This window comes from Terrimicrobium sacchariphilum (genome assembly GCF_001613545.1).
GTDB lineage: Bacteria > Verrucomicrobiota > Verrucomicrobiia > Chthoniobacterales > Terrimicrobiaceae > Terrimicrobium > Terrimicrobium sacchariphilum.
On record NZ_BDCO01000002.1, the window covers coordinates 58,115 to 82,292 of the forward strand.

At 60.1% G+C, this 24,178-nt stretch carries 27 protein-coding genes; 17 read left to right on the top strand and 10 right to left on the bottom strand.

All coding sequences use genetic code 11. The features are described 5' to 3' along the window. Positions 1 to 9 precede the first annotated feature (9 nt). The 4 genes from cobA to TSACC_RS01030 are packed head-to-tail and all read right to left on the bottom strand — an operon-like array spanning position 10 to position 4,143. Complete coding sequence (cobA, locus tag TSACC_RS01015; RefSeq protein WP_075077546.1) at positions 10 to 1,524, bottom strand: uroporphyrinogen-III C-methyltransferase; 1,515 nt, start codon at positions 1,522 to 1,524, stop codon at positions 10 to 12. Continuing rightward, entirely contained in the window at positions 1,521 to 2,345 is an 825-nt protein-coding gene (hemC, locus tag TSACC_RS01020; protein WP_075077547.1) for a hydroxymethylbilane synthase, read from the bottom strand. Before hemC ends, cobA begins: the two co-directional genes overlap by 4 nt. Next, a complete protein-coding gene (gene hemA / locus TSACC_RS01025) occupies positions 2,342 to 3,364 on the bottom strand; it encodes a glutamyl-tRNA reductase (protein ID WP_075077548.1) in 1,023 nt (340 codons plus the stop codon). The genes hemC and hemA overlap by 4 nt, the downstream gene beginning before the upstream one ends. Next, on the bottom strand, positions 3,361 to 4,143 hold the full coding sequence (locus tag TSACC_RS01030) for a cytochrome C assembly family protein (RefSeq protein WP_075077549.1): 783 nt from the start codon (positions 4,141 to 4,143) through the stop codon (positions 3,361 to 3,363). The genes hemA and TSACC_RS01030 overlap by 4 nt, the downstream gene beginning before the upstream one ends. 59 nt (positions 4,144 to 4,202) lie before the next feature. Here TSACC_RS01030 and TSACC_RS01035 point away from each other — a divergent pair, with 59 nt between their 5' ends. Together TSACC_RS01035 and TSACC_RS01040 are read left to right on the top strand one after the other, a co-directional pair. Next, positions 4,203 to 4,709, top strand: a complete 507-nt coding sequence (locus TSACC_RS01035) for a 3D domain-containing protein (RefSeq protein ID WP_153811188.1) — start codon at positions 4,203 to 4,205, stop codon at positions 4,707 to 4,709. Next, entirely contained in the window at positions 4,706 to 5,359 is a 654-nt protein-coding gene (locus TSACC_RS01040) for a M15 family metallopeptidase (protein ID WP_075077551.1), read from the top strand. Before TSACC_RS01035 ends, TSACC_RS01040 begins: the two co-directional genes overlap by 4 nt. A gap of 223 nt (positions 5,360 to 5,582) precedes the next feature. On the opposite strand, the gene TSACC_RS01045 is transcribed toward TSACC_RS01040, so the two are convergent. After that, positions 5,583 to 6,002, bottom strand: coding sequence for a secondary thiamine-phosphate synthase enzyme YjbQ (locus TSACC_RS01045; protein WP_075077552.1), 420 nt, complete (start codon positions 6,000 to 6,002; stop codon positions 5,583 to 5,585). A 115-nt stretch (positions 6,003 to 6,117) separates the two neighbouring features. On the opposite strand from TSACC_RS01045, the gene TSACC_RS01050 reads away from it, so the two are divergent. Together TSACC_RS01050 and TSACC_RS22650 are read left to right on the top strand one after the other, a co-directional pair. Further along, complete coding sequence (locus TSACC_RS01050) at positions 6,118 to 6,381, top strand: type II toxin-antitoxin system ParD family antitoxin (protein ID WP_075077553.1); 264 nt, start codon at positions 6,118 to 6,120, stop codon at positions 6,379 to 6,381. Positions 6,382 to 6,386: 5 nt separating this feature from the next. After that, positions 6,387 to 6,680, top strand: a complete 294-nt coding sequence (locus TSACC_RS22650; protein WP_075077554.1) for a type II toxin-antitoxin system RelE/ParE family toxin — start codon at positions 6,387 to 6,389, stop codon at positions 6,678 to 6,680. A 5-nt stretch (positions 6,681 to 6,685) separates the two neighbouring features. On the opposite strand, the gene TSACC_RS01060 is transcribed toward TSACC_RS22650, so the two are convergent. Continuing rightward, positions 6,686 to 7,648, bottom strand: coding sequence for a cation diffusion facilitator family transporter (locus TSACC_RS01060; RefSeq protein WP_075077555.1), 963 nt, complete (start codon positions 7,646 to 7,648; stop codon positions 6,686 to 6,688). A gap of 93 nt (positions 7,649 to 7,741) precedes the next feature. Between TSACC_RS01060 and TSACC_RS01065 the strand changes: the two genes are divergently transcribed. From TSACC_RS01065 to ispG, 5 genes are all read left to right on the top strand, one after another. Then, complete coding sequence (locus TSACC_RS01065) at positions 7,742 to 8,626, top strand: phosphatidate cytidylyltransferase (protein WP_075077556.1); 885 nt, start codon at positions 7,742 to 7,744, stop codon at positions 8,624 to 8,626. Continuing rightward, the gene (dxr, locus tag TSACC_RS01070) at positions 8,623 to 9,726 is read left to right on the top strand and encodes a 1-deoxy-D-xylulose-5-phosphate reductoisomerase (RefSeq protein ID WP_075077557.1); all 1,104 of its coding nucleotides are present in this window, start codon (positions 8,623 to 8,625) and stop codon (positions 9,724 to 9,726) included. The genes TSACC_RS01065 and dxr overlap by 4 nt, the downstream gene beginning before the upstream one ends. A 59-nt stretch (positions 9,727 to 9,785) precedes the next feature. Then, entirely contained in the window at positions 9,786 to 10,193 is a 408-nt protein-coding gene (gene mscL, locus TSACC_RS01075) for a large-conductance mechanosensitive channel protein MscL (RefSeq protein ID WP_075077558.1), read from the top strand. A 113-nt stretch (positions 10,194 to 10,306) separates the two neighbouring features. After that, positions 10,307 to 11,713 (top strand): RIP metalloprotease RseP, encoded by a 1,407-nt coding sequence (rseP, locus tag TSACC_RS01080; protein ID WP_101927809.1) that lies wholly within the window; start codon positions 10,307 to 10,309, stop codon positions 11,711 to 11,713. Further along, the gene (gene ispG / locus TSACC_RS01085) at positions 11,710 to 13,476 is read left to right on the top strand and encodes a (E)-4-hydroxy-3-methylbut-2-enyl-diphosphate synthase (protein WP_075077559.1); all 1,767 of its coding nucleotides are present in this window, start codon (positions 11,710 to 11,712) and stop codon (positions 13,474 to 13,476) included. Before rseP ends, ispG begins: the two co-directional genes overlap by 4 nt. Before the next feature lie 678 nt (positions 13,477 to 14,154). On the opposite strand, the gene TSACC_RS01090 is transcribed toward ispG, so the two are convergent. The 3 genes from TSACC_RS01090 to TSACC_RS01100 form a co-directional block, all read right to left on the bottom strand. Continuing rightward, positions 14,155 to 14,895, bottom strand: coding sequence for an amino acid ABC transporter ATP-binding protein (locus TSACC_RS01090; protein ID WP_075077560.1), 741 nt, complete (start codon positions 14,893 to 14,895; stop codon positions 14,155 to 14,157). Next, complete coding sequence (locus tag TSACC_RS01095) at positions 14,885 to 15,601, bottom strand: amino acid ABC transporter permease (protein WP_075077561.1); 717 nt, start codon at positions 15,599 to 15,601, stop codon at positions 14,885 to 14,887. The genes TSACC_RS01090 and TSACC_RS01095 overlap by 11 nt, the downstream gene beginning before the upstream one ends. A 290-nt stretch (positions 15,602 to 15,891) precedes the next feature. Then, positions 15,892 to 16,707: a transporter substrate-binding domain-containing protein gene (locus tag TSACC_RS01100; RefSeq protein WP_084400098.1), complete on the bottom strand. Its 816-nt coding sequence runs from the start codon at positions 16,705 to 16,707 to the stop codon at positions 15,892 to 15,894. A gap of 394 nt (positions 16,708 to 17,101) precedes the next feature. Between TSACC_RS01100 and TSACC_RS01105 the strand changes: the two genes are divergently transcribed. The 3 genes from TSACC_RS01105 to TSACC_RS01115 are packed head-to-tail and all read left to right on the top strand — an operon-like array spanning position 17,102 to position 19,074. Beyond that, positions 17,102 to 17,413 carry a hypothetical protein gene (locus tag TSACC_RS01105; protein WP_075077562.1) on the top strand — a complete coding sequence of 104 codons (312 nt, stop codon included), beginning with the start codon at positions 17,102 to 17,104 and terminating at the stop codon, positions 17,411 to 17,413. Between the two features lie 47 nt (positions 17,414 to 17,460). Further along, entirely contained in the window at positions 17,461 to 18,027 is a 567-nt protein-coding gene (msrA, locus tag TSACC_RS01110) for a peptide-methionine (S)-S-oxide reductase MsrA (RefSeq protein WP_202815884.1), read from the top strand. A 6-nt stretch (positions 18,028 to 18,033) separates the two neighbouring features. After that, on the top strand, positions 18,034 to 19,074 hold the full coding sequence (locus TSACC_RS01115) for a PA0069 family radical SAM protein (RefSeq protein WP_075077563.1): 1,041 nt from the start codon (positions 18,034 to 18,036) through the stop codon (positions 19,072 to 19,074). Here the strand turns inward: TSACC_RS01115 and TSACC_RS21150 are convergent. Continuing rightward, positions 19,060 to 19,749: a L,D-transpeptidase gene (locus TSACC_RS21150; protein ID WP_084400099.1), complete on the bottom strand. Its 690-nt coding sequence runs from the start codon at positions 19,747 to 19,749 to the stop codon at positions 19,060 to 19,062. The genes TSACC_RS01115 and TSACC_RS21150 overlap by 15 nt on opposite strands. Before the next feature lie 95 nt (positions 19,750 to 19,844). On the opposite strand from TSACC_RS21150, the gene TSACC_RS01125 reads away from it, so the two are divergent. The 5 genes from TSACC_RS01125 to TSACC_RS01145 all read left to right on the top strand — a co-directional run bounded on the left by TSACC_RS01125 (position 19,845) and on the right by TSACC_RS01145 (position 24,171). After that, positions 19,845 to 20,453 (top strand): FMN-dependent NADH-azoreductase, encoded by a 609-nt coding sequence (locus tag TSACC_RS01125; RefSeq protein WP_153811189.1) that lies wholly within the window; start codon positions 19,845 to 19,847, stop codon positions 20,451 to 20,453. Between the two features lie 22 nt (positions 20,454 to 20,475). After that, positions 20,476 to 21,345, top strand: coding sequence for an RNA polymerase sigma factor SigJ (gene sigJ, locus TSACC_RS01130; protein ID WP_075077565.1), 870 nt, complete (start codon positions 20,476 to 20,478; stop codon positions 21,343 to 21,345). Between the two features lie 18 nt (positions 21,346 to 21,363). Further along, positions 21,364 to 21,780 carry a hypothetical protein gene (locus TSACC_RS01135; protein ID WP_075077566.1) on the top strand — a complete coding sequence of 139 codons (417 nt, stop codon included), beginning with the start codon at positions 21,364 to 21,366 and terminating at the stop codon, positions 21,778 to 21,780. Between the two features lie 290 nt (positions 21,781 to 22,070). After that, the gene (pdhA, locus tag TSACC_RS01140) at positions 22,071 to 23,150 is read left to right on the top strand and encodes a pyruvate dehydrogenase (acetyl-transferring) E1 component subunit alpha (protein ID WP_075077567.1); all 1,080 of its coding nucleotides are present in this window, start codon (positions 22,071 to 22,073) and stop codon (positions 23,148 to 23,150) included. Positions 23,151 to 23,196: 46 nt separating this feature from the next. Further along, complete coding sequence (locus tag TSACC_RS01145; protein ID WP_075077568.1) at positions 23,197 to 24,171, top strand: alpha-ketoacid dehydrogenase subunit beta; 975 nt, start codon at positions 23,197 to 23,199, stop codon at positions 24,169 to 24,171. Positions 24,172 to 24,178 lie beyond the last annotated feature (7 nt).

Here is a 24,178-nt window from a genome sequence, read left to right on the forward strand (position 1 = left end):
TAGCGACGGCTATCCCTCAGAAACCACGTATTTCGTGATCGCCTTCACGAGGCCCGGGATGTCGTGCTGCGGAGCCTCGACGTCGACATCGAGACCGAGCTTGCGCACGGTCTTGGTCGTGACCGGCCCGATGCTCGCGACCTTGAGCTTCTCGGGCAGAGGAAGCTTGAGGGCGGCAAAATTTTCCGCCGTGGACGAGCTGGTGAAGGTAATCATGTCTGCGCCTTCCTCCCGGAAGCGCTTGATGCCGCCGCTCACGTCGTCTGTCTCCGGGACGGTGCGATAGGCGACCGCCTCGTCGACGATGGCTCCGAGCTTGGTCAGTTGGGTCGCCAGCACCTCGCGGGCTCCCTCGGCACGGGCGAGGAGGAACTTCAGGTTCTCCACGCTCGTCTCTTTCTGGAGTTCGTCGATGATGGCCTCGGCGACATATTTCTCCGGCTGGACATCGACCTGCAAATGGAAGGCCCTCACACGGTCGGCGGTGGCGGGTCCGATGGCGGCGATGCGGGCTCCGCCCAGGTCGCGGGCGTCGCGGTAGATTTCAAAGAACGCCTTGAAGAAGGCATCCACACCGTTCGGGCTGGTGAAGACGATCCAGTCGTAGATATGCGCATCGGCCACGAGTTCGTAAAACTCGCGCTTGTTCGGCGCGGGCTCGATGCGGATGGTAGGCATCTCGTAGGCATCGGCCCCAAGTTCGCGGAGCTGCCGGACGAGCTCACCCGCCTGCTGACGCGTACGGGTGACTGCGATGCGCTTGCCGAAGAGGGGGAGCTTTTCAAACCAGTTCAGCTTGTCGCGCAGGTTGACGACCTCACCGAAAACCGCGACCGCCGGGGCTTTGAATTCCAGTACCTTTGCCTTGGCCGCGATGTCGCCCAACGTTCCGGTGAGCGTTTCCTGCTCCGGCGTGGTGGCCCAGCGAATGAGCGCCACCGGTGTGTCCTTCGGCATTCCGGCCTCGGCCAGTCCCGCCGTGATCACGCCCAGCCGCTCGATGCCCATGAGCATGACTTTTGTGCCCGGTGTCTTCGCGATGGCAGAGTAGTCGATCGACGACTCGGTCTTGGTCGGGTCCTCGTGGCCTGTGAAAATGGTCAGCGCCGTATTATGGGCACGATGAGTGACGGGAATGCCTGCGTAAGCCGGTCCCGCGATAGCCGAGCTGATGCCCGGAACGATTTCAAACTTGCATTTCGCCGCCACGAGAGCCTCGGCCTCCTCACCACCTCGTCCGAAGATAAACGGATCGCCGCCCTTGAGGCGAACGACGGTTTTTCCCTCGAAGGTCTTCTTCACGAGGAGGGCGTTGATTTCCTCCTGCGAGAGCGTGTGCGTACCGGCCTTCTTGCCTACGTAGATCTTCTCGGCACCCTCGGGAGCCCATTGGGTAAAGAGCGGATTGCTCAGGTAGTCGTAAACAAGCACGTCGGCCTTTTCGATGCAGGCGCGACCTTTGAGCGTGAGCAGTCCCGGGTCCCCGGGGCCTGCGCCCACGAGGTAACAGATTCCAGATTTCATAGCGTGAGGTTTGAAGCGTATTCGGGTGGGAAGGAACGAAGGGTTATCTTCCCGTTGTCCCAGGTGGCAAGCACGCCAACCGGCAGGCTGCATCCGCCGCCGAGCGAGCTGAGGAGCTTTCGCTCGGCGAAGACGCATTGCGCCGTCGGTTCGTGGTGGATGGCGGCCAGCAGAGAAAGCGTATCCGAGTCTCCGTCGCGGCATTCGATCGCGATTGCGCCCTGGCCAGGGGCGGGGAGCATTTCGGCAATGATGGAAACCAGCAGCCCGGCGGGCACGATGTCGCCGAGGCGATCGAGGCCGGCCTTGGCCAGCACGAGGCCCTGCAGAGTCGGGCTCTCCGCCAGCTTGCGCAGGCGGGTCGGCACGTTGCCGCGTATTTCCTCCACCCGCAGGTCGGGGCGGACATTGAGGAGCTGGGCCTTGCGGCGCGGGCTGGAGGTGGCCACGAGCGCGCCCTCGGGGAGTCCGGCGAGGCCGCCGGGATATTTGGAAACCAGCACATCCGACGGATCGGCGCGCTCCAGGATCGCTCCAAGCGCCAGGCCAGACGGCACCTCGGTCGGCAAATCCTTCAGGCTGTGCACCGCCGCATGAATTTCGCCGCGGAAGAGCGCCTCCTCGAGCTCCTTGGTGAATAGCCCTTTCTCCAGGCTGCCGGGAGCGGCCAAGCTGACATCCAGCCGCGCGTCTCCGGTGGTTTTAATGATGCGGGTCTCGATAGCGAGACCGGGGTGCGCCTTTTGCAGCAGCGCGGAGGCAAGACAGGTCTGGGCCAGCGCGAGATCGCTCCCGCGGGTGCCAAATACAAATGAACTCACAGTCGGGAAATCTCGTGGTGGTGGCGCAGCCAGTTGACGAAGCTGCGGACGTGATGGCTGATCATCTGCTCGCAGCGGATGACTTCACTCCGGCGCGTCTCGATGGATTGACGGACGATCCCCTCCAGCGAATCAATGTCGTAGAGAAACACGCCGTCGAGCTTGTTTACGGCGGCCTCCACGTCGCGTGGCACCGCCAGGTCGATGATGAAAAGGGGACGGCCCGGTCGCGCCTTCATCATGGGCGCGAGCTGGTCATGGCGCACGATGGCATGGGGCGCGGAGGTCGAGCAGATCAGGATGTCGATATCGGCAAAGGCATTCTGCCAGTGGTCGAAATGAATCGCCAGCCCGCCGATCTCCTCGGCCAGCTTTGCCGCGCGATCAAACGTGCGGTTGGAGACAATGACGGTCTTAACCCCGCGCGAGACGAGCGAACGCGCGGTGCGCTCGCTGGTTTCGCCAGCGCCGAGAATCATGACACGCTTGCCGGAAAGGTCGCCGAAAATCTTGCCCGCGAGGTCCACCGCCACGGAGCCTACGGAGGTCGATCCCCGGGTGATCTGCGTCTCGGTGCGGACGTGCTTGGCGACACGGAAGGCGTGCTGGAAGAGCTTGTTCAGGTGCCGTGTGGTCGCGCCTAGCTCGGCGGCGGAGGAATAGGCCTTCTTCACCTGGCCGAGGATTTCCGTCTCGCCGATCACCATGGAGTCGAGTCCGCTGGCGACGCGGAACAAATGCTGCACGCTGCGCGTGGTGTCGTGAATGTAAAGCGGCGCGTCGTATCCCGTGCGCTCACGCATCAGGCCACGCAGGCCGTCGATGGTTCGTACCGGACAGATGCTGGAAGCGTAAAATTCCACGCGGTTGCAGGTGGAGAGGATCACCGCACCGGACAGTCCATCAATGGTGCGCACGGCGTCGAGGGTCTCGGCCAGCTCATGCTGGCCGACGGCGAATTTTTCGCGGACCTCGATCGGGGCGTTTTGATGGTTGAGTCCGGCGCAGAGGATGTTCATGGCCGGGACGAAAGATACTGGATGCCCGGCAGGCTCAGGAGCACGAGCGCGAATCCGCTTACGGTAAACAGCGCCAGCCGCCGGGGCGGGGCGAAGCCCAATTTATGCAGGACGAGGATGAGGGCGTACAGGCCCCAGATCGCCAGCGAGGCGGTGTATTTCACCTGGTTCACCGCCATCTGGCTCAGCATTCCGGCGGCGAAGGAAATGGTCAAAAGCACGATTCCCAACCAGAGCAGCCGAACGATCGCAGCGGCGAGATCGGTGATGGGCGGCAGGTTGTAGAGCAGGGACGACACTTTGTGGGCCTTCAGCAGGCGTTCCTGCAGAAGATACATGATCCCGGCCACAGCGGCCAGTCCCAGCGCGCCATAAGCCACGATCGAGAGTGCGGCGTGGGTTTCGATCCAGGCATTCGTCGCCCGCGCCCTCGGCGTCTGGTCGAGCGGACCCACCAGCGCCACGAGGAGCATGAGAAAGGCGAGGGGAGCGGTGAAGGCTCCCAGCAGGGAAAGCCGGTAGGCCGTGCCCACCAGTAGGTAAATGAGGAGAAACGACCAGCTCTGGAAGATCAGGACGTCGAAGAGGCTGTTCAGCGGGCAGGAGCCCTCGAGCTTGCCCCGCAGGTAGAGAAAGGCGCTCATCAGGGCGAAGGCCGTGAGGATCGCGACCACGTTGAAGCGGCCCGGGCGGAAATTTCCGGCCCCGAGCGCGAAGAGCGTGTACCCCAGGCTGCCGACCAGGCTGAGGATGGCTCCGATGAGCAAAATGCGATCCATGTCCCTCTACTGTGTAAAAAACGTCGCCCGCCGTCTAGTGGAGGCTTACTTTCCCGCGAATGTCCACCTCGCGGATGCTTCTGGCCAGCCTTTCCCTCGCGGCGGCGGTCCTCCTTTCCTCCTGCGCCGGGCGCTCCCTGCCACCCTACGAGAAGCCCATCACGCCCGCTCCGGTGATGAAAATCCGTACCACGGCCTACACCCACAGCGAGAGCGACCACCAGAAATACGCAGCGCGCAACGCCCTCGGCACCCAGCTCCAGCACGGCCCGATCAACAGCGCCGCCGCCGACTGGTCGCGGTTTCCCGCCGGAACCACTTTCCGAATCGTCGCCACCGGGGAGATTTTCATGGTGGATGACTACGGCTGGATGCTCGCCGGCACCAATACCATCGACCTTTATAAGCCCGACGGTCGCTCGATGAGGGAATGGGGTGTCCGGCGCGTGACCATCGAGATCATCCAATGGGGCGATGTGCGCCAGAGCTACGCCGTGCTCAAGCCCCGCGAAAAATACCGCCATGTCCGCCGCATGGTGAAACAGATCGAAGATCGCTACCTATGATCCCGCTCCGCCGCATCCTGGCCCTCGGCCTGCTTGTCCTTTCCAGCCTTCACGCCACCGAACCCATGCCCCACCTCCTCGTCAATCTGGCCACCATCGACCGCCCGCCGCTGGAGGAGATTCGCTACGCGACGACGAATAATTTCACCGGCAGGCAGCTTTATCCCTTTCCCGGAGCCTACGCCCGGCACGAAGTCGCCGCTGCCATCGAGAAGGTCCAGAAGGAGCTTGCCGCCGAGGGGCTGGGCCTCAAGGTCTACGATGCCTATCGCCCGCTCTCCGTCCAGCAGCGCATGTGGGACCTCATCCAGGACGAGCGCTACGTCTCGAATCCCGCGAAAAACAAGGGCCGCCACACCCGCGGCACCGCCATCGACGTAACGCTGGTCGACAAGCTCGGCAACGAACTGCCGATGCCGACAACCTTTGACGACTTCACCACCCGCGCCCACCGGGATTCCAAGGAGTGGACGCCCGAGCAACGCAAGAACAGCCTCCTCCTTGAGGCCGTGATGAAGAAACACGGCTTTATCCCGTATCCCTACGAGTGGTGGCACTTCGACTTCGCCGACTGGGAAAAATACCCACCCCTCGACATCAGCATCAAAGACCTCGCCGATGGGGTGAAGGTGGCGACGCCAGTGCCGTAGGCGAAATACGGGAACAGAAGGCAGTAAAGGGAACGAAAGAGAGCGAGCGGGATACCCGAGGGTCCGCTCACGACCTCATCGCCGCCGGGTGTAGGGCTGGCATCTTGCCGACCCGCTCGTAGCCTCACCTGAATCCGAAAAAGCGACTTACCAAAAAGCTCGCCAAACTCGCAGGCCAGCGGGACGCTGGCCCTACGGCTCAAGGCAAAGCGACCGCAACCTCCTATTCCCCGATGATCTTCACGAGGACGCGCTTGCGGCGCAGGCCATCGAATTCGCCGTAGAAAATTTGCTCCCAGGGGCCAAAGTCGAGCTGGCCCTCGGTCACAGCCACCACCACCTCGCGGCCCATGATGGTGCGCTTGAGGTGGGCGTCGGCGTTGTCCTCGCCGGTGCGGTTGTGGAGGTACTGGCTATGCGGCTTCTCGGGCGCCAGCTCCTCCAGCCATTTCTCGAAATCCGCATGCAGCCCGCCTTCGTTGTCATTGATGAAGACGCTGGCCGAGATGTGCATTGCATTGACCAGACACAGGCCCTCTCGGATTTTGCTTTCCGCGAGGCACTTCTCCACTTCGTCGGTCAGGTTGATGAACATGCGGCGCCGGGGAACATCGAACCAGAGCTCTTTGCGATAGGATTTCATGGCTGTTCCTTAACCGAATTTCTGCGCGCCGAAAATCCTTCCTATCTTTCGACTTACTCGCCCAGCCATCGTCAGTCGGTTTGACGTTTCCGATCCGGCTTCGTATCCTCTTGTCATGACTCAACTGGCGATCAAACTCACCGATGAGTTGACGGACTTTGTTCAGGCGTCGGTTCAGTCAGGCGCGTTTCATAGCGCCAGTGAAATGGTTGCCAACGCGCTTCACGCTTTGAAGTCCCAGGATGAAGCCAAGCTTGCAGCCCTGCGCAGCGAGATTGCTCTTGGTGCCGAACAGGCGCTACGCGGAGAGTTTGTGGAGTTCGACGTAGAATCGATCATCGTGGAACGCCGTAAAAAACTTTCGTCCAAAGCCTCCTAGCCGTCGTGGCTCGCCTTCTTCGTACGCCGCAGTCCCAAAAGGACTTCGAGGAAATCTGGGATTTTATCGCCGATGACAATCCGAATGCCGCTGACTCTCTTCTTCGGCTATTGGATGAAACGGCTTCTTTATTGGCGAGAGCACCGGGACTCGGTCGCAAGCGTCCAGAGATTCTCCCGGAGGTTCGATCGTTTCCCGTGGGAAACTACGTTCTCTACTACTTTCCCATCGCAGATGGGATTCAATTGCTCCGGGTGCTCCACGGAGCTCGTGACATCAACACTGATTACTTTTCTTAAGCCGCCTATTTCTCGCATCCGTGGCAGTCGCCGCCGGCCTCAAACTGGATCGTGGCGTGGGCGATGCCGTGGCGGTGTTTGAGTTCCTGATGGATCTGGGCGAGGAGGGTGTCGTCGAGGGTGGGGTCTTTTTTGACGATGTGGGCGGTCATGGCGACCTCGGTGGTGCTGAGCGGCCAGATATGGATATGGTGCACCTCGGCGACTTCCGGCAGGGACTCCAGGTAGGAGCGCACCTTGGCGGGATCAACATTCTCCGGCACGGCATCAAGGGAGAGATTGAGGGAGTCGATGAAGAGGCTCCAGGTGCTCCAGAGAATGATGGCCGCGACGAAGAGGCTCACCACGGGGTCGAGCCACGTCCAGCTCGTGAGCAGGATCAGTCCACCCGAGATCATGACGCCGAGCGAGACGCCCGCATCCGCCGCCATGTGGAGGAAGGCTCCACGAACATTCAGGTCATCCTTGCGGCCAGACATGAAGAGGAGCGCGGTCGCACCATTGACGAGGATGCCGAGACCGGCCACCCACATCACGGTGCCGCCCGCCACCTCGGCGGGATGATTGAAACGGGAAACCGCCTCCCAGACGATGGCTCCCACGCCGACGAGAAGGAGGAGAGCATTGAGCAGGGCGGCCACGACGGTGCCGCGACGCCAGCCATAGGTCCGGCGCTCGGTGGCGATGCGCTTGGCCATCTCCGCCGCCGCCCAGGCGAGGATGAGGCCGAGGACGTCGGACAAGTTATGTCCGGCGTCCGCCAGGAGGGCGAGGGAATCGGCGAAAAAACCAAAGATGACCTCGAGGACGATGAAGCCGGTATTCAGCGCGATGCCGATGAGGAAGGCTCTTCCAAAGTCCTTCGGCGCGTGGCTATGAGAATGGCCTCCGTGACCATGGTCATGACCGTGATGGTCGTGGTCGTCGTGACCTTCGTGCTCGTGATCGTGTGATGCCTCCTCTGCCATGGCCGCAGAAAGGCCGCGAAGAGGCGTTGTGTCAATCGCTTTGATCTGCTTTTCTCGGCGCGACCCCGCATATCAACGCGTTCCGATCTCTCGATGACTTCCACCTTGATGACGTTCTTTCGCCGGCTTGGCAGTACCCTCGGCCTCTGGGCGATCATCGTCGCCTCGGTGTTTATCGGGAGCGATATCGGGTACTTCGCCATCATCTTCTTCATGGCGATGCTGGCGCTCTACGAGTACTACCACATGGTAAAGGCGCAGGGCGCGCCGGTTTTTACCCTCACCGCCATGCTGTGCGCGGCGGTGTACATGCTCTCGAGCTTCTTCCTCTTTCGTTCGGGAGGTTCGGACTACTCGCTCGACCTGGAACTGGGCGTACTGGTCTTCTTCCTGTTCGTCATCTTTGCCCGGCAGATGTTCCGCGCCGCGGCGACCCGCGAACCGCTGGAGGCGATCGCCTACACGGTCTTCGGCCTGCTTTACATCCCGTGGCTCTTTAACTTCGTTACAAAGATCATCTACCTCATGCCCCGCACCGAGACGGGCGAAACGACGGGGCAGTATTACGTCATCTTCCTCGTGGTCGTAACAAAGTTCAGTGACATGGGCGCGTATGTCTTCGGCAGCCTGTTTGGCCGTCATCCGTTTGCCCCGCACATCAGCCCGAAGAAAACCTGGGAGGGATTCTTTGGCGCTCTCTTTTCCTCACTGCTCGGCGGCCTGTGGCTCTACGTCGCGATGGCCCCGCACTTTGGTGCGTTGCGCCTCGGAGATGTCATCGTCCTGAGCATTGCCCTGGGCGGCGCAGCGGTGGTGGGCGACCTCGCGGAATCCATCATCAAACGCAGCGCCCATGCCAAGGACTCCAGCCAGATCCTGCCCGGCATCGGCGGTACGCTCGACCTGATCGACAGCCTGCTCTTTACCGGACCGATCCTGTATTTCTATCTTCGTCTTGTGGTCGGGGCCAATTCATGAAGAGAAAGCGCGTTGTCGTTCTCGGAGCCACGGGCTCCATCGGCCAAAGTGCCCGCAAGGTGGCGCGGGACATCCCGGATCGCATGGAGATCGTCGGCCTTTCGGCGCATTCCAACGCGGAGGGACTGCGGGAGGCTCAAGCCGAATTTCCAAAGGCTAAAGCCGTGCTTTCCTCCGGCCCGGACGGCGAAGAACGCCTGATCGAGCTGGCGCAAATGCCCGAGGCGGACATCGTGCTCATCGCCATCGTGGGAACTGGCGGACTGCGCCCGGCGCTGGCGGCGATCGAGGCTGGTAAGGACATCGCCGTGGCGAGCAAGGAAATCCTCGTCCTCGCCGGCGAGGCAGTCATGACGGCCGCCGCTCGCAAGGGCGTGAACGTCCTCCCGGTAGACAGCGAACACAACGCCATCTTTCAATGTCTCGACGGCCGCGCTGCGGATTCCGTGCGACGCCTGATCCTGACGTGTTCCGGCGGACCTTTCCGCCAGACCCCCGCGAGCGAGCTCGACTCCGTCACGCCCGAGCGTGCGCTCAAGCACCCGACCTGGTCGATGGGCCGCAAGATCAGCATCGACTCAGCCACGCTCTTCAATAAAGGCCTCGAGATGATCGAGGCCCGCTGGCTCTTCGGCGTGCCGATGGACAAGGTCGACGTAATCGTCCATCCGCAAAGCATCGTCCACTCGATGGTGGAGTTTAATGACAGTTCGGTGCTGGCCCAGCTCAGCCACTCCGACATGTGCTTCCCGATCCAGTATGCCGTGACATGGCCCGAGAGGGTGGCGAATTCGCTGCGCCCGCTGGATTTTGCGCAGCTCGCGAAGCTCGATTTTGAGGCGCCGCGCCGCGAGGTGTTCCCCGCGCTCGACCTCGCGCATCGGGCAGGGTCCGAGGGCGGAACGCTGCCCGCCGTGCTCAATGCCGCCAACGAAGTCGCGGTCGATGCCTTTTTGAATCGCCGCCTCGCCTTCCCGGCCATCTGGCAAACGGTCGAGCAGGCGATGAACGAAGTGCCCTTCGTCGCCCATCCGTCGCTGGACGAACTGCTGGAAGCCGACCGGCTCGCCCGCGCGGCCGCCGCTGCGGCGATCGGGTAGATACCGGCCCGGTCGTGAGGCTTGGCGAAAGCCTTCCCGGTCGGTAAACTGGCCGGACTATGGCCATCTTTCAGGAATTTCGGAAGTTCATCGCCCGTGGCAATGTCGTCGACCTCGCGGTCGGTGTGATCATCGGCGCCGCCTTTGGCAAAATCGTCAGCTCTCTCGTGGCGGACATCATCATGCCGCCCATCGGTCTGTTGCTGAAGGGCGTGCAATTCACGGATCTCCTGATTTCGCTGAACGGCAAAACTTACGCGACTCTGCTGGAAGCCCAGAACGAAGGCGCCCCTGTAATCGCTTACGGCTCCTTTATCAACGCCTGCATCCAGTTTGTCATCGTGGCCGCCTGCGTCTTCGCCATCGTGAAGGTGCTCAATACAGTGTACAAGCAGGAGCAGAAAGCAGCCGGTCCGACGAAGACCGAGACGCTCCTCGAGGAGATTCGCGATCTGCTCAAGAAGTAGTTCGCACTGTTTCACGCTCCTTTTCTCAACCTAGCCCGGCTGCTGGAGCCGGGGTGGGGGAGCGATTCCACCCCTAGGGAGGTGATTGCAATTTGCAAAATCCCGGCGAAGCTATGGCTCCACCCGCCATGGTTTTGCAAATTCTCAAGTTCCTTTTCATCTGCATTGAGGTTGTCCTGTTGTTCAACCTCCTGATTCTGGTTCACGAGCTGGGTCACTTCCTCGCCGCCCGCTGGCGCGGATTGGTTGTCGAAAAGTTCGCCGTCTGGTTCGGCAAGCCGATTTGGAAAAAGACCATCAACGGCGTGGAGTACCGCCTGGGTTCGATCCCGGCGGGTGGATTTGTCGCAATTCCCCAACTCGCCCCAATGGAGGCGCTGGAGGGAGAGACGGAAAACAAGCGAGCCAACCTGCCGCCAGTCAAACCTCTCGACAAGATCATCGTGGCTGCTGCGGGTCCGGCCTTCAGCATCGGGCTCGCCTTTCTTATGGCTGCCATCGTGTGGGTGGTCGGCAAACCGGAGAGCGAATCCAACTCCACCACCATCGGCTACGTGGCCGAGGGCGGCCCGGCAGCGAAGGCTGGCCTGGAGGTCGGTGACAAGATTCTCAGCGTCGATGGGCATCGCGTTTCCCGCTTCCTCGGCGGCACGGACAGCGTTCAATGGCGCATCGTGCGCAGCGAGGGAAAGACCATCCCATTCGTCGTCGAGCGCGATGGCAAGGACCTCACGATCGATTCCGGTTTTTTGAAACAGGAGCGGGCAGGATGGCAGCGTCCGTCACTTCGTCAGGTGCAGATCGGGCCAGAAGTCCCGGCGGGTGTCGGCCTCGTCGTGCGCGGTTCCGCCGCGGACAAGGCCGGGTTCAAGATGAACGATCTCATCACCTCAGCCAACGGCACCACCATTACCAATCTGGCGGAACTCGAGCCGATCCTGAAAGCCAACCTCGGCAAGCCGGTGAATTTCGTCGTCCAGCGTGATGGCAAAGACGTCGCGCTCACCCTCGATTTGCCGACTGCCGATTCCAAGACGCCAGATGCCGTGCCCAATTTCGGCATCGGCTGGGGTCGTGTTTTCTACACCCACCCGACACCCTGGCAGCAGGTCTCTGACGCGGCGACGAGCATCTTCCGTATGGTCGGTGCGCTCTTTTCGCCCGGATCGGACGTGAAGGCGGCCCATTTCAGCGGCCCGGTCGGCATCATGCGCCTGTACTACCAGGTCTTCGAGACCGACTACGGCTGGCAACTCGCCATCGCCCTGAGCGTGCTCATCAACGTGAACCTTGGCCTGATCAACCTCCTGCCCTTCCCGGTGCTGGATGGCGGCCACATCACGCTGGCGATCATCGAGGCGATCCGCCGCAAGCCGATCAATGTGAAGGTGCTCGAGACGGTGCAGACCGCCTGCGCCGTGCTCCTCATCGGCTTCATGCTGTACGTGACCTTCTTTGACGTGAGCGACTTTTTCTCTTCCGGTCAGAAGCCCACTGCGGCAGAGAAGACGGAGAAATGAAGTACTGTTCGAGTGTCTACGGATCACCGCGCCGACTGACGCGCGTGGTTGATGTGGGTGGTGTGCACCTGGGCGGATCGAATCCGGTCCGCCTCCAGTCCATGCTCACCTGCGATACGATGGACACCGAGGCCTGTATCCGGCAGACGCTCGAGCTGGTCGAGGTGGGATGCGAGATCGTCCGCATCACGGCCCCCACGGTCAAGGATGCTGCCAATCTCGAAAACGTCTCGAAGGGCCTGCGGGCGAGGGGATGCCATGTCCCGCTCGTTGCGGACATTCATTTTAAACCCGAGGCGGCGATGGAAGCCGCGAAGTGGGTCGAGAAAGTCCGCATCAATCCCGGCAACTACGCCGACTCGAAGAAGTTCAAGATCATCGAGTACACGGACGAGCAATACCTTCAGGAGCTAGGCCGTATCCGCGAGCGCTTCACGCCGCTCGTCCAGTTTTGCAAGGAGCATGGCCGCGCCATGCGCATCGGCACCAATCACGGCAGCCTGAGCGACCGTATCATGAACCGCTACGGCGACACGCCGCTCGGCATGGTGGAGAGCGCTCTGGAGTTTGCCCGCATCGCCCGCGAGCTGGATTACCACCAGTTCGTCTTCTCGATGAAGGCGAGCAATCCCAAGGTGATGATCGCCGCCTACCGCCTGCTCGTCGCCCGATTGAATGAACTCGGCGACGACTGGAATTATCCGGTACACCTCGGCGTGACCGAGGCCGGAGACGGAGAGGATGGCCGCATCAAGAGCGCCATCGGCATCGGCAGCCTGCTCGGCGACGGCATCGGCGACACTGTGCGGGTCTCGCTCACGGAGGACAGCATTCACGAGATTCCGGTGGCCCGCGCCCTCGTTGAGCTCATCCGGCCTGTCGGCGCTCCTGTGGCGGATGCCGAGCCGTCCTACGATCCCTTTTCCTACGCCCGCCGCCCTACCGAAACGCTCCAGATCGGAGACGCCAGGCTCGGAGGCGAAGAGCTGGTGCGCGTGGCGGTGAGGCAGCAGACCTACGATCAGGTGGCCCACAAGATCGACCGCATGGGCGATTACCAGCCAGAGTTCGTCGTCGAATCCTCCGGCGCCATCGCTGTCGATCCCCGCTCGGATGAGGAAATACAGGGACTTTCCGTATTGGCCTCTCCTGCTTTGATCACGGTGCGTGACGGACTCGATCTGCCCGTGGTGCCAGCCTACAGGCTGCTTGCCGCCCGGGTGCCGGGTCGCCATCCCATCCTGCTCAAGGAAACGCTCGCTCCTGCTACGGAAGCTGGTGATTTTCTCCCAAACCTCCTCGGAGCCGCAGCCAATATCGGCGCTTTGCTCTGCGATGGCATCGGCGACGCTGTGCTGGTGCAGGGAGAGCCCGCTCCAGGCCAGTCTCTACGACTCGCCTACAATATCCTCCAGGCGGCAGGAACCCGCATCTTCAAGACGGATTACGTGGCCTGCCCGAGCTGCGGTCGCACGCTTTTCAATCTGCAGTCGACCACTGCCCGCATCAAGGAGGCCACCAGCCACCTGAAGGGCGTGAAGATCGCCATCATGGGCTGCATCGTCAACGGACCGGGCGAGATGGCAGATGCCGACTTTGGATACGTGGGCGGAGCCCCGGGCAAGATCAATCTCTACGTCGGCAAGACGGCGGTGAAGTTCAACATCCCCGAAGCCGAAGCCGTTGATCGCCTGAAAGATCTGATCCGCGAGCATGGCCGGTGGGTCGATGCCCCCGCGCCTGCGGAACCCGCTCACGTCTAATATAACATCCTTGCTATAAATAAGATATGATCTCTTCGGCATATGCCGAGTGATCTCCTTTCAGGCCACTGCCCTTCGATGGATTTCGCCGAAGGCGTAAAAGAATACCGAACTTACCGCGGGGATTTTGATGCTCCCGACCGGTACGGCGCGGAGATTCCGACTAGGGAGGTGCTGCTGCGGTCAAAAAGCGCGAATGTTTTTGGAGATTTGCGCGAATTATCCGTTACCCCGATATGAGGTGGATGGTTTTTGCGGCAATCCTGCTTGCCAGCTTTCTGCTGGTTTCCCTGGCGGAGGAAGCGGTGATCCTCCGATCCAGGCGATTCAGAAAAAGGGAGGGTCCCAATCTCTGACGGATCGTCCTTCTATACCTTCCGAAAAGACGAGACCTTTGATTCAGGGCCTCTTGGCTCGGGCAGAACGATCTCAGGCTGAAGGCCCCCGGACGAGAGCCGACCCAATCCGGCCTTCGTCGTGGATGGAAAGTGGGGATGGATCATTGGACTTTCCAAGTTTGATGATCATCGGCGAATCGCGTTGATATTCGGCCCGGGAAATATCGAAAGGCTTCGGTAGAGGAAGGCCCGTGGTGTCGCGAGATTTTCCAGTGTTATTTCCTGATCGAGGAACTCGTTCCCCTGAGCAAGCCCTAGGAGCGTGTAGCTATCGTGGCTTTCAGTACCGCAGGATCTTCTCCAGGAATTGTGCGGCCTCGGGAGCTTGGGGTGCGGAGAAGAACTCTCCGGCCGGAGCTGACTCTATGATGCGACCGTCACCGATGAAAAGGACATGATCCGCAATGCTGCGGGCAAATCCCATGGCATGGGTGACCAAAACGAGAGGGCGTCCTTCGTTTCGTAGACCAGAGATTACTTCCAAAATCTCGGCTGTCATCTCGGGGTCGAGAGCGGAGGTCGGCTCGTCCATGAGGAGGAAGGCGGGTTCGATGGCCAGGGCTCGTGCGATGGCCACCCGCTGCCTTTGGCCCCCACTCAGTTCCGCAGGGCGCTTCGCCATATGGTCGGCCAGCCGGAAGCGGGAGAGCGCCGTCTTGGCGCGGGCCTCGGCGTCGGGGAAGTGATGAACCTCCTTGAGCGGAAGCATGACATTCTCCAGGGCGGTGAGGTGAGGGAAGAGATTGTAGGCCTGAAAGACGGTGCCGATCCGTTTGCGGTACGAGGCCAGACCAGATTCCACCTTGGCGAGAACCTGGCTGTTAACCTCCACTGTTCCTGCACTGGGAGCGATCAATCCTCCCAGGACACGAAGCAGGGTGGATTTGCCTCCGCCGGAGGGGCCAATGAGCGCGAGGACGTGCGGTACCCGGATCTCAAAGGTGACATCTTTCAGGACCAGCTGCCCACCGAAGTCCTTGGACACCCCGTGACACCGGATATGGAGACCGTCAGTGCTCATAGTGGAGAAGGTTCTGGAGATAGCGGGAGAGAAAGAGAACCGGGAGGGTCAGGATGAGATACCCCACGCCAAGGGGAAGGAAGCTCTCCAACCCGCTGTAGGTTGCAGAAAACGCCTGCTGGGCGGATTGGGTGAACTCCGCCACCCCGATGACCGACAAAAGGGAGGAATCCTTGATCAGGGAGGCGAATTGACCTGCCAGGGGAGGGAGGATCTGCCGGATGGCCTGCGGAAAGACGACGAAGCGGTACGTTTGCCACTTCGAGAGACCGATGGCCCGGGCGGACTCCCATTGGGAGGATGAAATGCTCTCAATCCCCGCCCGCACCATCTCGGCGATGTAGGCTCCCGAGAAAAACGAAAGAATGAAGACGCCGAAGGTAAATCTTTCCACGTTTCGGGTCACCTCGGCGGGCCCATAGAAGAGCAAGAGGATCAAAACAAGGAATGGGAGGCCCCGAATAAGTTCCACGTAGAACAATGCGAGGTGCCGGAGGGGCAAAATGACTGAACGCAGGGCCAAAGCCGCCAGAATTCCAAAGATACTGCTGACAATGAGCGACATTCCCGCGATTTGGACGGTGGAAAGCCATCCTTTCAGGAATAGATTTCGGTATTCCCAGAAAGCCGCCCAGTTCCGCTGTGTTCCGGCCAGGACGCTCCAGCAGAAGACGGAAAGCACCAAAAGAATGACTAGGACGCTCATTACCCGGGCCCAAAAGGGTGCCGGTGCGTCGGGTCGGTCGTGAAATGCTCTGATCAGCCGTTGCAAGCCTCGCAGCTAACGCCGGGAGCGGGGAGAGTGTCAATCCTTCGTCCTCTGACGTAAATACGGGCGTAGACTGCCCCGTTTACTCTCCACTTGCCAGGGCTGTGCCATTCGGTGGCAATTCCCTACCACACGCGGGTTCGATTCCCGCTATCCGCAACCTCCCCACCTTGGAAAAGGCTCGCCCCGGTACCAAAGGTAAAGTCTCCTACCCCCGAAAAGCTTCCCTAAAACACGAAAGGCACACCCTGTTCAGCAAATGCCTTCTTCTGCGCAGGAAGATACTTGTCGCCCAATGCCTGAAAGCCACCCTTCTGCCGGAAGGTGGTCAGGAAGGCGTCGATCTGACTTTTCAGCTCCTCGTTACCTTTGCGAAGTCCAATAGCCCAATGCTGCTCTTCCACGGGTTGGAGTAAGGCCCTGGTGGTCGTGGGATTCTCCTGGCTGTTCTTCCAGACGCTCATCTGGTCATAGATGAAGGCGTCCGCCCTTCCCTGAGAAACCTCCAGTACAGCAGAGTTTTCCTTGTCCACGGCCAGAATCTTCGCCTGTTTCAGATTCTTTCTGGCCCAGATCTCCCCGGTCGTCCCCTGCCTCACCACGATGGTGCGGCCCGGCTGGTCGAGGTCAGCGATACTTTGAACAGGGGAGTTCTTTCCGACCAAAAGAGCGAGACCCACCGTCACATACGGTGCCGAGAACGATATCGCTTCCCTGCGAGCCGGAGTATCCGAGAGAGAGCTAATCACGCAGTCCAGGCGGCCATTCTGAAGAGTCGGTATAAGTCCGACAAAAGGAATGTTCTCGATCTTCAACTCCCGACCCAGACTCTCAGCCAGAGCCTTGGCCAGATCCACGCTCACCCCGGCGGGATTGCCTGAGGGATCCACCATTTCAAATGGCGGGTAGGAGAGATCCATCCCGACGATCAGGGGTTTCTGGCCTGACTCCCCGCTCTTTCCGCATCCTGCGAGCACAGCCGCTATCGCTCCTCCCGTGTAAAAGAGGAAAGTTCTACGTGGAACATTTTGCGTCAGCTTCATGGGAAGATTTCGTGGATGGATTGTGAAGAACTGTGAAGAATACCTGAGTATTATTTCCAGAGGTACCCCGAAATACCAATAACGTGTGTTGCCCTCAGATGTTGTTCCCAACCTTTCCGACCGTGGAACGCTGATTCCAAGCTGCTGGAACAATGGGGGTGGCGGTTATTCACACGCTTAAGAAGAAGAAGAAAGGGTTAACGTTTAATTTCTTCTCTATTCAAGAAGTGAATTACTTTTGAAATCAGCTGTACCGGATGCCGGAGTGTTCCACAGTCTCTCCTCGGTAGAGTAATTTAATACATTATTAATCAATGATTTAACAATTGTACATTATCATGTACTTTTAGCCGTCCTTGAGTCGCAACACGTTTCCTGATAGAGGGTTGAAACCATGGCCGAGCATGGAGCAGAGGATTCGCCAATTCCATCCGTTTTAAACGAACTGGAGCGATTGAAGGGACATGTCCATGAGACGCTGGTTCACTACGAAAAGCGTTTGGAGGCCGAAATCAACGTCGTCCGAGAAATCCTGGAGAAGCAGCTCCGGCAGCAAAAGCTCTCTCATGCCAAGCTCCGCGACCTTCGCGACATGCTCACCCTTTTGCGCCATGTGCAGCTCAAAGCCGACAAGGGTCGGCGCAAGGATCTCAAGAAACTCGAGTCGGTGGTGAGTGATCTCACCATGCTGATCGAGAATTGGTAATCAGGCGAGTTGCGTTCTTTCCCGGGCTGGCCGAGCTTCCGGGAAAAATGCGGTATCTCATTCTCGCTCTTCTGCTATCTTGCTCCATGGCCTATGCGGAAAAAACAGCGGTGCTCGGAGGAGGGTGTTTCTGGTGTGTCGAGGCGATGTACCAGACGGTGCCGGGAATCGATAAGGTCGTGAGCGGCTATGCTGGTGGCACTACGGAGAACCCGAGCTACGAAGAGGTTTGTACCGGTCGGACCGGACATGCCGAGGTGGTCCAGATTTCTTACGATCCCGAGAAGATCTCCTATGAGAAGATCATCGACCTTTTCTGGAAGGCGCATGATCCCACCACCCTGAATCGACAGGGAGCGGACTCGGGAACGCAATACCGCTCGATCATTCTGTACCAGACCGAGGAAGAGAAGCAGATCGCGGAGAAGTCGAAAGCCGTGGCGCAAAAGGATTTCAAATCCTCCATCGTGACCGAGATCGCTCCGCTGAAGGCTTTCTATCCGGCGGAGACGTACCATCAGGACTTCTTTAAGAACAACCCGAACAATCCCTACAATCGGGCGGTCACAGCGCCGAAGGTCGAGAAGTTCGAAAAGGCCCAGCAGCACCAGTAGCGGCGCATGCACGTTCCGGGGCGGGGCGCGACTATCAATCCGCGCGGGCGCTTCGAGCGTCTCGAGGTTGCGTTGGAGGAAGAGGCCGAGCACGAGGCGGGGCGGCCGCGCACCGTCTACTTGCGCGACGACTCACAATCGATCATCTCGACCAACGACAGTCCAGATATCGGATTCCGGTCGAGCATCAATCCCTACCGGGGCTGCGAGCATGGATGCTCGTATTGTTATGCCCGGCCGTATCACGAGTATCTGGGATTCTCCATCGGCCAGGATTTTGAGACGAAGATCATGGTGAAGCCGGACGCGGCGAAGCTTCTACGCAAGGCACTGTCCTCGCCAAAGTGGCAGCCGGAGGTGCTCGCGATTAGCGGTGTGACGGATTGTTATCAGCCGGTGGAGCGCAAGCTGGAGATCACGCGCCAATGCCTGGCGGTGCTGGCGGAATTTCGCAATCCCTGTGTGATCGTGACGAAGAATCATCTCGTCACTCGCGACATTGATCATTTGCGCGAGCTGGCAGCCCATCAGGCGGCGATGGTGTTTGTTTCCGTGACCACGCTCGATGCCGGTCTAGCGTCGGCGCTGGAGCCGCGGGCGGCGACACCAGCGTTCCGTCTCGATGCCATCCGTCAGCTGGCGGGTGCGGGAATACCAGTCGGCGTATTGACAGCGCCCGTAATACCCGGGCTGAACGAGCATGAAATCCCGGCCATCCTGAAAGCGGCGAGGGAAGCCGGGGCGGGAACGGCAGGTTACACGGTGATCCGGCTGCCGTATGGCGTGAAAGATGTCTTTGCAGCCTGGCTGGAAACGCACCTCCCGGGTTCGAAGGAGAAAATCCTCGATCGTATTCGCGACATGCGGGGCGGTCAGCTTAACCGCAGCGACTTTGCCACGCGGATGAGAGGCGAGGGGATCTGGGCGGAGCAAATCCGCCAGCTGTTTCGAACAGCACGGCAACGCGAGGGGCTGGAAGGTCGACGGATCGAGTTGTCCGTGGACCATTTCCGCCGCCTGGGCGGCGAGCAATTATCGCTTTTTTGAAACCGGTTCTGCCATGACGGGCGCCTCGTAGGCGATGGTCACAGGCGTACCGATCTTCACGAGCTCGAAGAGCTGCTTGGCAGTATCATCTTTCAGGCGCACGCAACCGTGCGAGGCGGCATGGCCAGGAACATAGCCAACGTGAAGGCCCACGCCGGTATCGGTGAGACGCATCCAATAGGGCATGGAGGCTCCGACGAATTGTGCCCCCTCGGGCACTTTGTCGACGCGGCTGTCGGCGTCCTCGACGAGCACGAGCCCGGCGGAATCGAAGATTTTTCCGTAGAGATTGGAATGATAATCCTTCTCCTTGGCCCGGACGGTGAAGCTACCCGTCGGAGTCGGATGCGTTTTCTTGCCAGTGGCCACCGGGAAGTCCATGGCGAGAGCTCCGCGGACCAGCAGATAGCCTCGCTGTTCCTTGATCGAGATTTCGATCGCGACATTTTCCGGAGTGGCCTTCTCCAGCAAAGCCTTGTTGCGGTACGTGCTCCGCTTCCATGCGCCCAGGGAGCGGAAAATGGCGTGCTCGGTCTTGGCCGACGCCTGTAGCGCCTTGTCCTCGCGAGAGACCTTTTTCTGAGCAGGGCTTTCCATCGTGGCGCAGCCTGTGATGGCGAGAGCGAAAGCGCCGAGGAGGAGGCCGGAAAAGCGACCGAGGGAGATTGTCTTCATAGGGAAGAGGCGCGCACGATACGCTGATCCCAGGGAAAATTTCAACTGGTTCCCGCGATGTCACATTTCGTCGGGCTGTCTCGTCATCACCTTTGATGAAAACTCTTTTGCGAATCGATGCGAGTGCCCGGAGGTCGGAATCGTACTCCCGCCGGCTAGGTGACCACTTTGAAACGAGCTGGCGCTCCACCTATCCGGAGGGCGTCGTGCTTACCCGCGATCTGGCACTCGACCCGCCTCCACATCTCACGGATGAAACCATTCGCATTTTTGTTGGCGAGGGTTCCGTCGGGGGCGCGGCGGGCGCAGATTTATCGGAGAGCCTGATCGACGAGATGAGAAAAGCGGACGAGGTTTTGATATGCAGCCCGATCTATAACTTTGGCATGCCGTCGACTCTTAAGGCTTACGTCGATCATGTCGTCCGGTATGGCTATACCTTTACCCAGGATGAGAAGGGCTTTCATGGAATGCTTAATACCAAGGCCGCATGGCTGCTCACCGCCCAAGGAGGCATGGCACGCTTCGGAGTTCCCGATTTCCAAGCTCCCGCGCTTGGAGCCGTCCTGAAGCATATGAGCGTCGCTAATATTCATCATATTGCCCTGGAGGGCACGGTATATCCGGACGGCGCCTTGGGCGAGCGGCTGGCAGGTGCGTTGGCAGGCATTGACCGATGGTTCAACCTTGCGGAGAAAGCTTAGTCTGCCGATTTGTAACCAAGTCATGAGCATCGCGCACGATTTCGAAGAGCATCGCCGTATGCTTGAGGGCCTTGCCTATCGGATGACCGGCGAACTGGCCGAGGCGCAAGACATTGTTCAGGAGACGTGGCTGCGATGGCATCGTGCCGAGTCCGATACGATCCGTGAGCCGAGGAGTTGGCTGACCGCGGTCTGCACCCGGCTTGCCATCGATCGTTCAAAGTCCGCCCGGGTGAGGCGCGAGACCTACGTTGGAGAATGGCTGCCGGAACCACTGGTGGAGGAGCCCGGACCTGACGATCGATTGCAGATCGAGGATTCCGTTTCCATCGCCCTGATGCTGGCTCTGGAGAAACTCTCCCCGGCCGAACGCGCGGCATTCATCCTGCATGAGACATTCGGGTACAGGATGGATGAGGTGGCTGCGATTCTGGACAAATCGGAGGAGGCCTGCCGAAAGCTGGCTTCCCGAGCACGCACGGCTCTCCGGGTGGAAAAACCCAGGTTTCATGCCCGGCCCGAGGAGCATCGGCGATTGCTAGCTGGATTCCTGGCCGCAGCGCGATCCGGGGCTGTTGAGGCACTGGAGGCCCTTCTGGCTGAATCCGTGGAACTTCATTCGGACGGTGGAGGTCGGGTGACCACCGCCCCTGGCATACTGAAAGGCCCCGCAGAGGTTGCCGCGTTCCTGGCTGGAGTCTGGGCGAGGGCTCGGGCGGAAGGGCTGGAGTTTGAGGTGGAAGAGCGCTGGTTCAACGGCGGCCCGGGAGCGGTGGTTTTTGCGGGGGGCCAACCGGTGGCCGCGTTACGACTGGAGGTGGAACCGGGTGCAATCCATCGCATCTACGCCCTCCGAAATCCGGACAAGCTGGTGTCCTTTCATAGGGATTAGCAGTTTTTGCGCTTTTCCATGAATCTCACTTCGATCCTTTGTGCGCTTTTGATGGTCTTCGTTCTGAACCGTGGCGTGAAAGGCTCGGAGCCGGATTTCTACCGAACTCGAGGGTACAAAGTGCAGCCAATTCCTCTGGAATGGTCTCGGGCGAATGGCAGCGGCACGATCCCGGATGTCAGAGATGTGGCGGTAGACTTCCGGTGGCCGGCTGGCCGAGCCTTTGGGGATTTCTCCATCAAGGGGTTCATTGCGCGATACGGAATGCCAGACCAATACTGGGTCCGAGAACGCGGGAAGGGTGATTGGGATTATCTGGTATATGACCGCTCCGAGGGAATTCTCCTGGTATACGTTCCCAAGCCACCTGGAGCGAAATTTGGAGCAGTGGCGATTTGGGATCGGAAAGGCCGATTGCTCGATCTCATCAAGTAGACCCTGATCGCGGGTTGTGTTTGTACCATCAAATATCGCGGTTTACCTACCATATATAGCGGTGGAAGGGACGAGGGGGCGGAGAGGCGGTCAGAAACTGGTTGTTTAGGTCCTTGCCGACGCCTTGAAATCCCTACCAGCTTCGTCGCGAAAAAGCGGTCCATTCTCGCATTTCCAGTTGTCAAAACCGGGGTCTGTGAAATTATCTTCGTTTGTCGTCGTCGCGGTCACCCAGGGGGCTGGACGGATACGACGCGCACCATCGAACAACATCCAACACCTGCTTTCGCATGCCAAAAACTGAAGTTCGCTCAACTGATTACGCCAACGCCCCCATCAACGAAAATCTTTCGAAAGAGGACCGCGTCAAGTTGTTGCGAGAGATGATGCGCATCCGCCGCTTCGAGCAGGTGGCACTCAAGTTTTACAACGCTGGCAAGATGGGAGGCTTCCTGCACCTCTACATCGGCCAGGAGTCCATCGCCGTCGGCACCGTCTCCCTCATGGGCGACAACGACCATGTCATCACCGCCTACCGCGACCACGGTCACGCTCTGGCCGTCGGCATGGGCATGAACGAGTGCATGGCCGAGCTTTATGGCAAGGCCACCGGCTGCTCGAAGGGCAAGGGTGGTTCCATGCACTATTTCGCCCCCGACAAGAACTACTGGGGTGGTCACGGCATCGTCGCCGGTCAGACCCCGCTCGGCCTCGGCCTCGCCTACGGCATCAAGTACAAGGGACTCAAGGGCGCAGCCCTTTGCTTCCTCGGTGACGGCGCGGTCAACCAGGGCGTCGTTTACGAGAGCCTGAACATGGCCTCCCTCTTTGACCTCCCGGTCATTTACGTCATCGAGAACAACAAATACTCGATGGGCACGAGCCTCGAGCGTTCCTCCGTCATCGACAAGTGCCTGGCCCAGCGTGCCGAGGCCTTCAAGGTCGACTGGGCGCTGGCCAACGGCGAAGACGTTTACGAGGTCCGTGCGGTCACCCAGCAGGCTCTCGAGCGTGCATACGAGAAGTCCCGCCCGACGGTCATCGAATTCCAGACCTACCGCTACTACGGCCATTCGGTCGCCGACGCCAAGCACAAGGGCGGTTACCGCAAGGAAGAAGAGATTGAGCGTTACAAGAAGCAGCACGACCCGATCGTGATCTTCAAAAACCGTCTCCTCGCCGAGAAGGCCATCACAGAGGAGCAGTTCGAGGCGATCGAAGCCGAGGTCAAGGCCGAAGCCGACGAGTCCGCCCGCTTCGCCGAGGAGAGCCCGTACCCGACGGTGGAATCCATTTACGACGACGTGTACTTCGAGGTCGACCGCCAGACAGAGGCGGGCCGCACGGGTCGTTTCTTCTTCAACAACTAAGGTCCCCTCGGTACCGACTGATCAACCGACTTACTGCGCATCACGTATGGCACTGATTGAATATCGCGACGCCCTGAACCAAGCCTTCGCCGAGGAGATCGAGCGAGATCCCAATGTCGTCCTCATCGGCGAGGAGGTCGCCCAGTACGACGGGGCCTACAAGGTCACCCGTGGACTCTGGAAAAAATATGGCGACAAGCGCGTGATGGATACTCCCATCAGCGAGGCCGCCTTCATCGGCATGGGCGTGGGAGCTTCCATGCTCGGCCTGCGTCCCGTGATCGAGCTCATGTTCTGGAGCTTCGCCACGGTCGCCTACGACCAGATCATCAACAACGCCGGCCAGATCCGCTACATGAGCGGCGGCCTGATCAACTGCCCGATCGTCATTCGCGGTCCGGCCAACGGCGGCACCAACGTCGGCGCCACCCACTCGCACACTCCGGAGAACTGGCTCGGCGCCATTCCGGGCCTGAAGGTGGTTTCCGCCGCGACTCCTTACGATGCGAAGGGCCTGATGAAGGCCGCCATCCGCGACAACGACCCCGTGATGTTCATGGAGAACACCCTTCTCTATGGCAACCGTGGCGAGGTGCCTGAGGAGGAGTACATCATCCCACTCGGCGTCGCTGACCTGAAGCGCGAGGGTTCCGATGTTTCACTCATCGCTCATGGCCGCGCCGTACTCACCGCCCTCAAGGCGGCGGAGATTCTGGCCTCCGAGCACAACATCCAAGCCGACGTGCTCGACTTGCGCTCGATCCGTCCGCTCGACGAAGAGGCGATTCTCAAGACGGTCCGCAAGACGCATCGCGCCGTGCTGGTCGACGAGAACAAGCCCTTCTGCGGCGTTTCGGCCCAGATTTCCGCAACGATCATGGAGCAGGCGTTCGATGACCTCGACGCGCCCGTGGCCCGCGTGTGTTCGCTCGACGCCCCGGCGATTTACTCGCCTGCGGTCGAGCCGCTCCAGCTCCCCACGCCCGAGCGCGTGATCGAGAAGGTCCTGAAACTCGCCTAATCTTTCC